The 12,833-nt window shown below is 62.8% G+C and carries 21 protein-coding genes; all 21 read right to left on the bottom strand.

Features of this window, described 5'->3' with window-relative positions; translation table 11 throughout:
- Positions 1-15 precede the first annotated feature (15 nt).
- Positions 16-1,365 (bottom strand): serine hydrolase, encoded by a 1,350-nt coding sequence (locus WKH79_RS05570; protein ID WP_341859868.1) that lies wholly within the window; start codon positions 1,363-1,365, stop codon positions 16-18.
- Between the two features lie 91 nt (positions 1,366-1,456).
- Positions 1,457-1,879 (bottom strand): 50S ribosomal protein L17, encoded by a 423-nt coding sequence (gene rplQ / locus WKH79_RS05575; protein WP_063512196.1) that lies wholly within the window; start codon positions 1,877-1,879, stop codon positions 1,457-1,459.
- 149 nt (positions 1,880-2,028) lie between these two features.
- Entirely contained in the window at positions 2,029-3,084 is a 1,056-nt protein-coding gene (locus WKH79_RS05580) for a DNA-directed RNA polymerase subunit alpha (protein WP_050599035.1), read from the bottom strand.
- 110 nt (positions 3,085-3,194) lie between these two features.
- A complete protein-coding gene (gene rpsK, locus WKH79_RS05585) occupies positions 3,195-3,584 on the bottom strand; it encodes a 30S ribosomal protein S11 (protein ID WP_006831904.1) in 390 nt (129 codons plus the stop codon).
- A gap of 56 nt (positions 3,585-3,640) precedes the next feature.
- The gene (gene rpsM / locus WKH79_RS05590; RefSeq protein ID WP_050599036.1) at positions 3,641-4,009 is read right to left on the bottom strand and encodes a 30S ribosomal protein S13; all 369 of its coding nucleotides are present in this window, start codon (positions 4,007-4,009) and stop codon (positions 3,641-3,643) included.
- A gap of 330 nt (positions 4,010-4,339) precedes the next feature.
- Positions 4,340-4,987, bottom strand: coding sequence for an SRPBCC family protein (locus tag WKH79_RS05595; RefSeq protein WP_341859869.1), 648 nt, complete (start codon positions 4,985-4,987; stop codon positions 4,340-4,342).
- A 69-nt stretch (positions 4,988-5,056) separates the two neighbouring features.
- The gene (locus tag WKH79_RS05600) at positions 5,057-5,704 is read right to left on the bottom strand and encodes an adenylate kinase (RefSeq protein ID WP_341859870.1); all 648 of its coding nucleotides are present in this window, start codon (positions 5,702-5,704) and stop codon (positions 5,057-5,059) included.
- A 31-nt stretch (positions 5,705-5,735) separates the two neighbouring features.
- Positions 5,736-7,100, bottom strand: coding sequence for a preprotein translocase subunit SecY (gene secY / locus WKH79_RS05605; protein WP_050599038.1), 1,365 nt, complete (start codon positions 7,098-7,100; stop codon positions 5,736-5,738).
- 105 nt (positions 7,101-7,205) lie between these two features.
- The gene (rplO, locus tag WKH79_RS05610) at positions 7,206-7,730 is read right to left on the bottom strand and encodes a 50S ribosomal protein L15 (protein ID WP_050599039.1); all 525 of its coding nucleotides are present in this window, start codon (positions 7,728-7,730) and stop codon (positions 7,206-7,208) included.
- A 201-nt stretch (positions 7,731-7,931) separates the two neighbouring features.
- On the bottom strand, positions 7,932-8,117 hold the full coding sequence (gene rpmD / locus WKH79_RS05615) for a 50S ribosomal protein L30 (RefSeq protein ID WP_050599040.1): 186 nt from the start codon (positions 8,115-8,117) through the stop codon (positions 7,932-7,934).
- 5 nt (positions 8,118-8,122) lie between these two features.
- Positions 8,123-8,941, bottom strand: a complete 819-nt coding sequence (gene rpsE / locus WKH79_RS05620; RefSeq protein WP_063505561.1) for a 30S ribosomal protein S5 — start codon at positions 8,939-8,941, stop codon at positions 8,123-8,125.
- Positions 8,941-9,285 (bottom strand): 50S ribosomal protein L18, encoded by a 345-nt coding sequence (gene rplR / locus WKH79_RS05625; RefSeq protein WP_050599042.1) that lies wholly within the window; start codon positions 9,283-9,285, stop codon positions 8,941-8,943. The genes rpsE and rplR overlap by 1 nt, the downstream gene beginning before the upstream one ends.
- Position 9,286: 1 nt before the next feature.
- Entirely contained in the window at positions 9,287-9,820 is a 534-nt protein-coding gene (gene rplF, locus WKH79_RS05630) for a 50S ribosomal protein L6 (RefSeq protein ID WP_063512193.1), read from the bottom strand.
- On the bottom strand, positions 9,820-10,215 hold the full coding sequence (rpsH, locus tag WKH79_RS05635; RefSeq protein WP_050599044.1) for a 30S ribosomal protein S8: 396 nt from the start codon (positions 10,213-10,215) through the stop codon (positions 9,820-9,822). Before rpsH ends, rplF begins: the two co-directional genes overlap by 1 nt.
- A gap of 11 nt (positions 10,216-10,226) precedes the next feature.
- The gene (rpsN, locus tag WKH79_RS05640; RefSeq protein ID WP_050599045.1) at positions 10,227-10,532 is read right to left on the bottom strand and encodes a 30S ribosomal protein S14; all 306 of its coding nucleotides are present in this window, start codon (positions 10,530-10,532) and stop codon (positions 10,227-10,229) included.
- Positions 10,533-10,558: 26 nt separating this feature from the next.
- Positions 10,559-11,137, bottom strand: a complete 579-nt coding sequence (rplE, locus tag WKH79_RS05645) for a 50S ribosomal protein L5 (RefSeq protein ID WP_050599046.1) — start codon at positions 11,135-11,137, stop codon at positions 10,559-10,561.
- Positions 11,130-11,450, bottom strand: a complete 321-nt coding sequence (rplX, locus tag WKH79_RS05650) for a 50S ribosomal protein L24 (RefSeq protein WP_050599047.1) — start codon at positions 11,448-11,450, stop codon at positions 11,130-11,132. Before rplX ends, rplE begins: the two co-directional genes overlap by 8 nt.
- Entirely contained in the window at positions 11,450-11,818 is a 369-nt protein-coding gene (rplN, locus tag WKH79_RS05655; RefSeq protein WP_050599048.1) for a 50S ribosomal protein L14, read from the bottom strand. Before rplN ends, rplX begins: the two co-directional genes overlap by 1 nt.
- A gap of 64 nt (positions 11,819-11,882) precedes the next feature.
- The gene (gene rpsQ, locus WKH79_RS05660) at positions 11,883-12,173 is read right to left on the bottom strand and encodes a 30S ribosomal protein S17 (protein ID WP_050599049.1); all 291 of its coding nucleotides are present in this window, start codon (positions 12,171-12,173) and stop codon (positions 11,883-11,885) included.
- Positions 12,174-12,183: 10 nt separating this feature from the next.
- Positions 12,184-12,393: a 50S ribosomal protein L29 gene (gene rpmC, locus WKH79_RS05665; RefSeq protein ID WP_063505569.1), complete on the bottom strand. Its 210-nt coding sequence runs from the start codon at positions 12,391-12,393 to the stop codon at positions 12,184-12,186.
- A complete protein-coding gene (gene rplP, locus WKH79_RS05670) occupies positions 12,393-12,827 on the bottom strand; it encodes a 50S ribosomal protein L16 (RefSeq protein WP_050599050.1) in 435 nt (144 codons plus the stop codon). The genes rpmC and rplP overlap by 1 nt, the downstream gene beginning before the upstream one ends.
- Positions 12,828-12,833 lie beyond the last annotated feature (6 nt).

Genomic DNA, 12,833 nt, shown 5'->3' on the forward strand with positions numbered 1-12,833 from the left:
GTTTTTATGAATGGTTCATTCCAGCGAAGCCAGCACGTCGCGCGTGAAGGCGGCGATATCGAACCGGTGCCCGGCCAGGTCCTCGCCCCGCCGGACGATGACCGTGTCACGGCTCGGCACGATCACGATGAACTGCCCACGGTTCCCCATCGCGGCGAAGGTACCGGCTGGGACGCCGTTCACCGCATCAAGCAGCCAGAAGCCGGCACCGTAGCCGAAGGGGCCATCGGGCTGCGGGCCGTCGGGGGCGGAGACGTAATCCGCCCAATCTTCCGGCAGCACCCGCGTGCCATCCGCCAGCACGCCGTCATCCAGATAGAGCTGTCCGAGCCGCGCGAGATCGCGCGCGGTGGACCATACCTGGCTCGACAGGATGTAATCGCCGCGCCAGTCGGTTTCCGCGACCGTATCGAACATGCTGAGCTGCGCGAAAACCTGCGCGGGCGGCTGCTTCGCCAGCGACGCTTCGATCGCATTGACTGCGGCCAGCGTGTCGTTGTTGGCATAGCGGAAGATGCTGCCCGGTTCATGCACCAGTGGCCAGTGCAGAGCGGTTTCGGCCACGGTCGATCCGCCATAATACAGGGGATCGGTGCGGTTGCCCGCGGTGTCCGAATAGCGTCCCGATGCCATGCGCAGCAGGTGATCGAGCGTTATCTGCGAGCGCGCGTCATTGATGTCGATCCCCAGCCCGGCGGACTGGTCCACTGCCGCCTCGCCGCGGTGCACTGCCATGCCGACCAGCGTCGCGGCGATGCTTTTCGCGACCGACCATGTGCGCTGCGGCACGGCGGGCCCGAACCCTGGCGCATAAAGTTCGCCCAGTACCTCGCCATCGCGCATTGCGAGCACCGCCGTCGTGCGCGTTCCCTCGCCATAGGTATCGCCGAACCCATGCGCGAACGTGCCAGCCAATGCGCCCGTGGCAGCAATCGGCGCACTGCGTTCGATCGTGCTGGCGGGCCGCTTGGTGACGACCGGATCGGGGCGTCCCCCTATCGGAAGCTGCGCGCAGCCCATTCGCGAATCATGCACGGCAATCCGCGGCGGTGCGTCATCAGCCCATTCGACCGAGACCGTTTCGACAGTCCCGTCTGCGCCGCGCGCGATCCGGTAGGGCATCGCATCGGCCAGCGGCCCCAGGGGTGCCTGAATGCCCGACAGTTCCCATTCGAAGACGCTTTCGGCAGTCCGCGATGCACCGTTGCGCTCAGCATTCGCGATTGCGCTGCACAGGAACAGCGCCTTGTACCCTGCAGCGAAGGAGCGGTCGTAGCGCGTCACGATCTGCTCCTGCGTGACGGACTGGGCGGCAAGCGGAACAGCGGCGAGCAGCGCGGCGGCGGTGATGGCATGTCTGATCATGCGCGCCTTGTGCCATGCCGCCGCACCCATGCAAAACAAAAGGGCCGGACAGTTTCCCGCCCGGCCCCGCATGTCTTCATTCGAGAGCGCCTCAGGCGTCTTCGAACTCGCTGTCTTCATTCATCACCGGGCCCGAATCCTGGCCCTTGGCGTCTTCGTCGCGGTCGACCAGCTCGATGATTGCCATCTGGGCGGCGTCGCTGGCACGGTAGCCGGCCTTGATGACGCGGCTGTAGCCGCCTTCACGGTCCGAATAACGTTCGGCAAGGATGTCGAACAGCTTCTTGAGCTGCGTTTCGTCCTGCAGGCGGCTCATTGCCAGACGACGGTTCGACAGGCCGCCACGCTTCGCGAGCGTGATCAGCTTTTCGATGTAGGGCCGCATTTCCTTGGCCTTGGGCAGCGTGGTCATGATCTGCTCGTGCTTGATCAGCGCGGCAGCCATGTTGCGCAGCATGGCATGACGGTGGCCGGTCTTGCGCTGCAGCTTGCGGCCGGAAATCTTGTGACGCATCGTATCTCTTCCTTTGTTCGATAAGGGCCCGTTCTAGGTAGCCCGAAGCCGGTGACCGTTGCGGGCCGTCACCTACGCCCATTCGTATTTCCACCGGCGCTGTGCCGATGGAAGGGAGCCCCGACCTGCGCCGGGGCACCCTGATTGCGTTAGCCCAGGAGTTCCTGTTCGAGCTTCTTGGCCATTTCCTCGATGTTCTCCGGCGGCCATCCGGGGATGTCCATGCCGAGGCGCAGACCCATCGACGAGAGCACTTCCTTGATTTCGTTCAAGGACTTGCGGCCGAAGTTCGGCGTACGGAGCATCTCGGCTTCGGTCTTCTGGACCAGGTCGCCGATATAGATGATGTTGTCGTTCTTGAGGCAGTTGGCCGAACGGACCGACAGTTCCAGCTCGTCGACCTTCTTGAGCAGGTAACGGTTGAGCTGGTTGGTGTCGCTTTCCTGCGGCTCGGCGGCCTGGCCGATCATGGCCGAGGTCGGCTGCGGGATGCCGTCTTCGAAGTGGACGTAGAGCGTCAGCTGGTCCTGAAGGATGCGCGCGGCATAGGCCACGGCATCTTCGGGCGAGACGGTGCCGTCGGTTTCGATGGTGATCGACAGCTTGTCGTAGTCGAGTTCCTGGCCAACACGGGCGTTCTCGACCTTGTAGCTGACCTGGCGAACCGGCGAATACAGGCTGTCGACCGGGATCAGGCCGATCGGCGCGTCGGCCGGACGGTTCATCACGGCGGGGCTGTAGCCCTTGCCGGTGTCCGCGGTCAGTTCCATGTTGAGCGTCGCGCCTTCATCGAGATGACAGATCACGAGATCCTTGTTCATCACTTCGATGTCGCCCGAAACGGCGATATCACCCGCGGTCACTTCACCCGGGCCGGTTGCGGAAAGCTGCAGGCGCTTCATGCCTTCGCCTTCCATCTTCAGCGCGATCTGCTTCACGTTGAGGACGATGTCGGTCACGTCTTCGCGCACGCCGGCGAGCGAGCTGAATTCGTGGAGTACGTTTTCGATCTTGATCGAAGTGATCGCAGCGCCCTGCAGCGAGCTCAGGAGCACGCGCCGCAGCGCATTGCCGAGCGTCAGGCCGAAGCCCCGCTCGAGCGGTTCGGCGACGAAGGTGACCTTGTGAGGCTTGTCGCTAGCTGCCTTGATATCAAGGACGCTGGGTTTCTTGAGTTCCTGCCAGTTCTTAATGTTGACGGACATGAAAATCCCCTGGTTCGGATGCGGGCAGGACCGGCGCTCTTCGGTAAGAGCGTCCGGTCCGTGAGAGGGTGTCGGCGGCCCGCGTCAGCGAGCCGCCAGGCAGGTACGGATCAGACGCGACGACGCTTGGAAGGACGGACCCCGTTGTGCGGGATCGGCGTCACGTCGCGAATCGAAGTGATGGTGAAGCCCACTGCCGCGAGACCGCGCAGCGCGCTTTCGCGGCCCGAGCCCGGACCCTTCACTTCGACTTCGAGGGTGCGCACGCCATGCTCGGCGGCCTTGCGGCCCGCGTCGTCGGCGGCGACCTGCGCAGCATAGGGAGTCGACTTGCGGCTGCCCTTGAAGCCCATCATGCCGGCGCTGGACCAGCTGATCGCATTGCCCTGTGCGTCGGTGATGGTGATCATTGTGTTGTTGAAGCTGGCGTTGATATGCGCAACGCCGCTGGAAATGTTCTTTTTGTCGCGGCGCCTAACGCGGCCGGGTTCGCGTGCCATGGTCTGTATTCCTCTAATCTATCAAGAAGGCAAAAGCGCGGGGAATGCCCCTGCGCTTACTTCTTCTTGCCAGCGATCGGCTTGGCCTTGCCCTTGCGGGTGCGGGCGTTGGTGTGAGTGCGCTGGCCGCGAACGGGCAGACCGGCACGGTGACGCAGACCGCGGTAGGACCGCAGGTCCATGAGCCGCTTGATGTTCATCGCGGTTTCGCGGCGAAGGTCGCCTTCCACGGTGTAATCCGCATCGATCGTCTCGCGGATGCGCAGGACTTCCTCGTCGGACAGGTCCTGCACGCGGCGGGTGTGATCGATACCGAGCTTGTCGGCGATCTCGACGGCGTTGTTTCGGCCGATACCGTGAATATAGGTGAGCGCGATGATCACGCGCTTGTTGGTGGGGATGTTTACCCCGGCAATACGAGCCACTTACTTCTCCATGCTCCACAGGCGCCGGTGAGGCCGGCGGTCCTATCTCATCGCTCAATCCGACGCTTGCAGCCCCTGCCTAACGCAAAATCCGGCTCGACGCAGATATCACTGCCATCCGCCGGAATCGCCGCAATGTCGAATGAACCGCGCGCTTAGGGGGATTCGACGCCGAGGTCAACTGCCCAGCACGCAGCGAGATCCACAGCGACCCATGCGGCCGCTGTCGTCCGAGAAGATCACGCCCTAGCCCATCGGCCGCCATACGTCAAAACCCTGAGGGAAGCATGATCGGCGCCCGGCCGTGGTGTCCCCGACCTGGCTCTTGGCCTACCCCGCCCCGTCCAACGCGTCGATCTGGTCTTCGAGGCTTGCGTCCTCAGCAGCCGCAGGATCGCTGTCTCGTGGCACGGTCGCCGCGGCTCCGCCGAGCGCGCCCAGATGATCGCGCAGCCCGTGCAATTGCTGGCTCATCACCTGATCGACCGCGGCAGCGATAGTCGGCACTTCGTAACGCATGTAGCCGCCGACAACATATTCCCAGCGGATCCGTGTCCCGCCGTCGATCTCTTCCAGAGTAATCGTCAGTACACCGGTGGCGGGTTCGCCCTGCAATGGACCCAGTCCCCCGCGCATGCGCAGGTTCTTCAACGGGTAAGACTGGACCACGACCATGTGCTGCACACTGCCATCGAGCGAAAAGCCGTCGGCACGGTCCTCGCCCGGCACGCGTTCACACAGGCAGCCGCCCGCCTGCGGGGTCAGCGTCATGTTGGCCGCATCTGCCGACCATGTATGCGCATCGTTCCACCACGCGCCCGGACGGATCAATGCCAGCCAGGTCTGCATCGGGGTAGCCGCAACCTCGGCCATGTCACGCGTGACGAAGCCGCTGGCGGTGGTTTCCGCAACCTCGGCGGACAATGGCGCCGTAAAGCCAAGCGCAGCAGCGGCAAACAGGGTTCCGGCAAGGCGCATAAGACCAATCTCCCTCTGTCGAGAGGTCGGCCTTAGGCCAAGTACCGGGTCATGGAAACCCGAGTGGGATCAGCGGGTGAGGATAGCGTCGATCGCGTGCGTAACGTCTTCGATCGAGTCCATGCCATCGACCCGGCTGACGATGCCGCGCTGTTCGTAGCCGGGCAGGATCGGCGCGGTCTTGCCGCGATATTCCTGCATCCGCTTGCGCACCGTCTCCTCATTGTCGTCGGGACGGCGCTTGAACTCGGTCGATCCGCACTTGTCGCATACGCCGGGTGTCGCCGGCTGCTTGAACACGTCGTGATAGCCGGCGCCGCAATTGGCGCAGGTGAAGCGGCCCGTGATCCGTTCGACCAGAGCTTCCTCGTTCACTTCGAGCTCGATCACATGGTCGAGCTTGCGGCCGTGCCGAGCAAGGATATCGTCGAGCTGGTCGGCCTGGGCCGCAGTGCGGGGATAGCCGTCGAAGATCGCACCCGTTTCCGGCCCCATATCGGCCAGCTTGGCATCGATCATCGCCGACACGATCTCGTCCGATACGAGCCCGCCCGAATCCATGATGTCAGCGACCTTGTGGCCCAGCTCGGTATCGGCTTTGCGTGTTTCGCGCAGCATGTCGCCGGTCGAAAGCTGCAGCATTCCGTGGTGTTCGACCAGGCGCTGGGCCTGCGTCCCCTTGCCGGCGCCCGGAGGGCCCAGGAGGATGATATCCATTGCGTAAAGTCCCCTTCGCCCGTGCTGTGCCTTAACGCAGGCGTCCCTTCAACTTCGCTTTTTTGATGAGGTCACCATATTGGTGCGCCAGCAGGTGCGACTGGATCTGGCTGATCGTGTCGACCGTGACATTGACCACGATGAGCAGGCTGGTGCCGCCGAGGAACAGAGGCACGCCGGTCTGGGCGATCATGTATTCCGGCAGCACGCAGACCAGCGTCAGGTAGATTGCGCCGATCACGGTAATGCGCGTCAGCACGTAATCGAGATATTCCTCGGTCCGCTTGCCCGGTCGGATGCCCGGAATGAACCCGCCGTTCTTCTTCAGATTGTCCGCGGTTTCCTCGGGATTGAAGACGATCGCGGTGTAGAAGAAGCAGAAGAAGATGATGCCGAGGCCATAGAGCGTCATGTAGAGCGGCTGACCGTGCTGCAGATATTGCAGCGTCGACTGGAGCACCCCGCCCGCGGCGCTGTCGGTATCGACCGAATTGCCCGCGAACTGGGTGATTGTCAGCGGAAGCAGCAGCAGCGAACTGGCAAAGATCGGCGGGATCACGCCTGCAGTGTTGAGCTTGAGCGGCAGGTGCGAACGATCGGCCTGCATCACGCCGCGCTGCGTCGCACGCTTGGGGTACTGGATCAGCAGGCGGCGCTGGGCGCGCTCCATGAAGCAAATGACCAGGATCAGCACGACGACCATGGCGATCAGGCCGACGATGATGCCGGTCGGGATCGAGCCTTCCGAATACCCCTGCCCAAGATTCGAGACGAAGGTCGGGAACTGGGCGACGATGCCTGCCATGATGATCAGCGACACGCCGTTGCCGATGCCGCGACTGGTGATCTGCTCGCCCAGCCACAGCAGGAACATGGTCCCGCCCACCAGGCTGATGACAGCGCCGACACGGAACATGATGCCCGGGTCGACCACCGCCTGCAGCCCGCTCTGCGCGCCGAAGCTTTCGAGACCCGAGGCGAGGAACCAGCCCTGGATCGCGCACAGAAACACGGTGCCGTACCGGGTGTACTGGTTAAGCTTCTGCCGCCCGACCGTGCCTTCCTTCTTGAGCGCGGCGAGGCTGGGATGCAGCGCGGCTGCCAGCTGCACGACGATCGAGGCAGTGATGTAGGGCATGACGCCGAGCGCGATGAGGCTCATCCGCTCAAGGCTGCCGCCCGAAAAGGTATTGAAAAGGTCGAGGATCCCGCCCCGCGTCTGATCGTAGAGATCGCTCAAGATCAGCGGGTTCACACCCGGAAGCGGAACGAAGCTGAGGAAACGGAAGACGATCAGGGCCCCGATGGTGAACCAGATACGGTTCTTCAGCTCGGTGGCCTTGGTGAAGTTTGCGAGGCTCATATTGCTCGCGATATTGTCGGCGCGTGATGCCATGGGAATCTGTTCAATCCTGAATTGGCGCCGGCCCCTCCCGGCACAGGAAGGCTAGATAGGGACAGGGGGACGGATTGTCGAACCCGTCCCCCCGAATTATCCCGCTTACTTCGCCTTCTTAGCCTTGTTGGCTTCGGCGCGAGCAGCCTTTTTCTCGTGCTCGGGCTTGTCGGCGGCGATCACTTCGACCTTGCCGCCAGCCTTTTCGACCGCTTCGATGGCGCCCTTCGAGGCACCGGCGACCTTGAAGGTGACCTTGGCCTTGAGCTCGCCCTTGCCCAGCAGACGGACACCGTCCTTGCCACCGCGCGCGAGGCCGGCGGCCCGCAGCGTTTCATGGTCGAGGACCTTCGAACCGTCGAGCTTTTCGGCATCGATGAACTTCTGGACCATGCCGATGTTCACTTCGGCGAAGTCCTTGCCGAACGGATTGTTGAAGCCGCGTTTCGGCAGGCGCATGTGCAGCGGCATCTGGCCGCCTTCGAAGCCCTTGATGGCGACGCCCGAACGGCTCTTCTGGCCCTTCTGGCCGCGGCCACCGGTCTTGCCCTTGCCCGAGCCGATGCCGCGTCCGATACGGATGCGGGTCTTGCGTGCGCCGGGATTGTCGCGGATATCATTCAGTTTCATAGTGCACTCGCTTTCGCTTTCTAACGCCCCGTGACGGGGTTCGCGCTGTTGGGAAGTGCGCGCCGATAGTCTGTTTGGCCGATCATGTCGACTCTCAATTGGACGGCGCGCACGCGGTAAACGAAATTGTCGTCCAAACGAAAAGGCCGGGCAGCGATCGAACGCGGCCCGGCCCTTTTGTTCGGCAGACAGGCTGCCTGATCAGTCGACCACGGTCACCAGATGCGGGATCTTGGCGATTGCGCCGCGCACCTCGGGGGTGTCCTGGCGCTCGACGATCTTGTGCATCTTGTTGAGGCCCAGGCCGATCAGAATTTTCTTCTGGCTTTCCGGGCGCCGGATCGGCGAACCGATCTGCTTGATCTTGACGGTTTTCGCTTTGGCCATCGATCTTACTCCGCAATAGCGGCGGCGTCGGCTTCAGCCTCTGCTACCGAAGCGCCACCACGGCCAAGCAGGTCAGCGACCTTCTTGCCGCGACGCTGGGCCACCGACTTCGGCGAAGTCTGGTTGGTCAGCGCGTCGAACGTGGCGCGGATCATGTTGTAGGGGTTCGACGTACCGACCGACTTGGTCACCACGTCGGCAACGCCGAGGCTTTCGAACACGGCACGCATCGGACCGCCGGCGATGATGCCAGTACCCGGAGGCGCGGTACGAACGGTAACCTTGCCCGCGCCGAAACGACCCTTGCCGTCGTGATGGAGGGTACGACCCTCCTTCAGCGGGACGCGGACCATCATCTTGCGTGCAGCGGCAGTCGCCTTGCTGATCGCCTCGGGGACTTCGCGGGCCTTGCCCTTGCCGAACCCGACGCGGCCCTGGCCGTCACCCACCACGACCAGCGCAGCAAACCCGAAGCGCTTACCGCCCTTCACCGTCTTGCTGACGCGGTTGATGTGGACGAGCTTCTCGATGATGCCGTCGTCTTCTTCCTCGCGGCGTCCGCCACGACGGTTGTTGTCGCGGCCACCGCGGCCACGGCCACCGCCGCCACGGTTGTCACGACCGCCACGGCCACGACCTTCGCGCTGCTGCGGCTGCCCTTCGGCACCCTGTGCAGGGCTCTGGTTCGCTGCAGCTTCCGAAGGCGTGTCGGCGACAGCCGGCTCTTCCTTCGTGACCGCAGGCGTGGTCTCGGCCTTGGCCTCAGTCGTTTCGACCTTGGTTTCGGCTTCGGTGTTTTCGGTTTTGTTTTCGTCAGCCATCATCAGAACTCCAGCCCGCCTTCACGAGCGGCGTCGGCCAGCGCCTTGACGCGGCCATGGAACAGGAAACCACCGCGATCGAACACGACGGAGGTTACGCCGGCTTTCTGGGCAGCAGCGGCGATATCGCTGCCAACCTTCTTGGCGGCTTCGATATTGGCACCCGTACCGTCCGCGCCAAGCGTCGATGCTGCGGCGAGCGTCTTGCCGGCCGAATCGTCGATGATCTGCGCATAGATATGCTGGCCGGTGCGGTGCACCGACAGGCGGGGCCTGCCACCCGACACGTTGCGGAGCGCGGTGCGGACGCGGCGACGGCGACGTTCAAAGAGAGAGAGCTTTGCCATCTTACTTCTTCTTCCCTTCCTTGCGGAAGATATACTCGCCGCGGTACTTGATACCCTTGCCCTTGTAGGGCTCGGGCTTGCGCCACTTGCGGACGTTCGCCGCAAACTGGCCCACGGCCTGCTTGTCGATACCGCTGATTTCGACGGTAGTCTGGTCGGGCGTCTTGACCTCGATGCCCTCGGGCACGTCGAGATCGACGTCGTGCGAATAGCCGAGCTGAAGCTTGAGCTTCTTGCCCTGCGCCTGCGCACGGTAACCGACACCGTTGATCTCGAGGACCTTGGTGAAGCCTTCGGTCACGCCTTCGACCAGGTTCGAAACCATCGTGCGCTGCATGCCCCAGTGGTTGCGCGCCTGACGGGTGTCGTTAGCCGGCTTGACCGAGATCTCGCCGTCTTCCAGCTTGTATTCGATCAGGTCGGAAAGACCCATTTCGAGCGAGCCCTTGGGACCCTTCACGCTGAGCGTGTTGCCATTGATGTTGGCAGTGACCCCGCTGGGGATCGCCACCGAACGTTTGCCGATGCGGCTCATCAGAACACCTCCGCCAGCACTTCGCCGCCGACGTTTTCGGTGCGCGCTTCGGCGTCCGAAAGCACACCCTTGGGCGTCGAGACGATGGTGATGCCAAGGCCATTGCGCACGATCGGAAGTTCCTTCGAACCCGAATAGACGCGGCGGCCCGGCTTGGAGACGCGGGCAACGTGCTTGATAGCAGGTTCGCCCTCGAAATATTTCAGTTCGATCCGCAGCTGTGCATGCTTGGCCGAAGCGTCATCGCTGTAGCCACGGATGTAGCCTTCGCGCTGGAGCACTTCGAGGACGTTCGCACGCAGCTTGCTGGCGGGCGAGAGGACACTGTCCTTCTTCGCGCGCTGGCCGTTGCGGATACGGGTGAGCATATCACCCAGGGGATCGGTCATAGCCATTTGTCTTTACCTCACCAGCTCGACTTGGTCAGGCCCGGAATCAGGCCCTTGTTGCCGAGGTCGCGCAGTTCGATGCGGTTGAGCCCGAACTTGCGGTAGTAGCCGCGCGGGCGGCCGGTGGTGGAGCAGCGGTTGCGCACCCGGGTCGGGTTCGCATTGCGCGGCAGTTCCGCCATCTTGAGACGCGCCATCAGGCGTTCGGTCTCGTCGAGCGATTCATCGTCAGCGATAGCCTTAAGCTTCGCGAACTTTTCCGCATACTGCTTGACGAGCTTCTTACGACGCTCGTTCTTGTTGATCGAACTCAGTTTCGCCATTGGACTTAAGTTCCTCTATTAGCGGCTCACGCCGCCTCCTTCTCTGCCGACTCTTCAGCCGGGAACGGGAAACCGAACAGGCGGAGCAGTTCGCGCGCCTCGTCGTCGGTCTTCGCCGTCGTGGTTACGATGATGTCCATCCCCCGGACCTTGTCGATCTGGTCGTAGCTGATCTCGGGAAAGATGATCTGTTCCTTCAGGCCCATGGCATAGTTGCCGTGGCCGTCGAACGACTTCGGGTTGAGCCCGCGAAAGTCACGGATGCGCGGCATGGCCACGGTCACCAGACGATCGAGAAACTCGTACATGCGTTCGCGGCGCAGGGTGACCTTGCAACCGATCGGCATGCCTTCACGCAGCTTGAACTGCGCGATCGACTTCTTGGCCTTGGTGATAACCGGCTTCTGACCGGCGATCAGGGCCATTTCCTCGGCCGCAGTCTGGACCTTCTTCTTGTCCTGGCTGGCTTCGCCGACGCCCATGTTGAGCGTGATCTTTTCCAGCCTGGGGACTTCGAGAGCGTTCTTGTAGCCGAACTTCTCGGTCATCGCCTTGACGACCTGGTCGTCATAGCGCTGCTTCATGCGGGGCGTATAATCAGCCATCGATAGTCTCCCCGGACTTTACGGCGACACGAACCTTCTTGCCGTCCTTTTCTTCGAAACGGACGCGAGTGGGCTTGCCATCCTTAGGGTCTGCCAGCGCAACCTTGCTCAGGTGCATCGGCGCTTCGAAGCGGTCGATGCCACCCTGCGGGTTCTGCTGGGTCGGCTTGCGGTGACGCGCGGCGATGTTGACGCCTTCGACGACGATCTTGCCATCCTTCGGCATGACCTTCGCGACGGTGCCGGTCTTGCCCTTGTCCTTGCCGGACAGGACGACGACGCTGTCACCCTTCTTGATCTTTGCGGCAGCCATTACAGCACCTCCGGAGCAAGCGAGATGATCTTCATGAAGCCGCGGCCGCGCAGTTCGCGGACCACCGGGCCGAAGATACGGGTACCGATCGGCTCTTCGCTCTTGTTCACGAGCACCGCGGCATTGCTGTCGAAGCGGATCACGCTGCCATCGGGGCGGCGTACGTCCTTCCTCGTGCGCACGATGACGGCGCGATGGACATCGCCCTTCTTCACCTTCGTGCGCGGCTGGGCTTCCTTGACGGAAACCACGATCACGTCGCCTACGGAAGCAGTCCGGCGCTTCGAGCCGCCCAGCACCTTGATGCACTGGACGCGCTTTGCGCCGCTGTTGTCCGCGACGTCGAGATTGGATTGCATCTGGATCATCGATCCGTTTCCTTCTCAATGGCTTGCCGGGACGATTGCCCGGCAGTTCCTACGTCAATAAAGCTCAGTTACCGGCGGCTTCGACAGCGAGGTCAGCCTCGACAGCCTGCGTGCCACCTGCGGTAACGCGGTCGATCACCTGCCAGGTCTTGGTCTTGGAGATCGGCTTGGTTTCTTCGATGCGCACGACGTCGCCGAGCGTGAACTCGTTCTTCTCGTCATGGGCATGGTACTTCTTCGAGCGGCGGATGATCTTCCCGTAGAGGGGATGCTTCACCTTGCGCTCGACGAGCACGGTAACGGTCTTGTCGGTCTTGTCGGAGGTGACGGTCCCGATCAGGATACGCTTGGGCATGGTCTACTCCTTAAGCCTTCGCTTCAGCCGAGCGCGAACGCTCGCTCTGCAGCGTCTTGATCTTGGCGATCGTCCGGCGAACTTCGCGGATGCGGGCCGGAGCTTCGAGCTGGTTCGTCGCCGCCTGGAAGCGGAGGTTGAACTGCTCGCGCTTGAGCGCCGTCAGCTCTTCGGACAGCTGGTCGTCCGACTTCTGGCGCAGGTCTTCGGTCTTGGCCATCATTCGCCTCCCAGGTGGGCGGTGTCGCCCAGACGGGCAACGACCTTGGTCTTGATCGGCAGCTTCATTGCTGCACGTTCGAATGCTTCGGCGGCCAGCGGGCCGGCAACGCCATCGAGTTCGAACAGGATGCGGCCCGGCTTGACGCGAGCAGCCCAGTATTCGACCGAACCCTTGCCCTTACCCTGACGGACTTCGGCAGGCTTCTTCGACACGGGCACATCGGGGAAGACGCGGATCCAGAGACGGCCCTGACGCTTGATGTGGCGCGTGATCGCGCGGCGAGCCGCTTCGATCTGGCGTGCAGTGATCCGCTCGGGCTCGAGCGCCTTCAGGCCGTAGGACCCGAAGTTCAGCGTGGTGCCACCCTTGGCCTGGCCATGGATCTTACCCTTGAACGCCTTGCGGTACTTGGTTTTCTTCGGTTGCAGCATGGTTCT

It is taken from the genome of Qipengyuania sp. GPGPB31 (genome assembly GCF_038396345.1).
GTDB classification, from domain to species: Bacteria; Pseudomonadota; Alphaproteobacteria; order Sphingomonadales; family Sphingomonadaceae; genus Qipengyuania; species Qipengyuania citrea.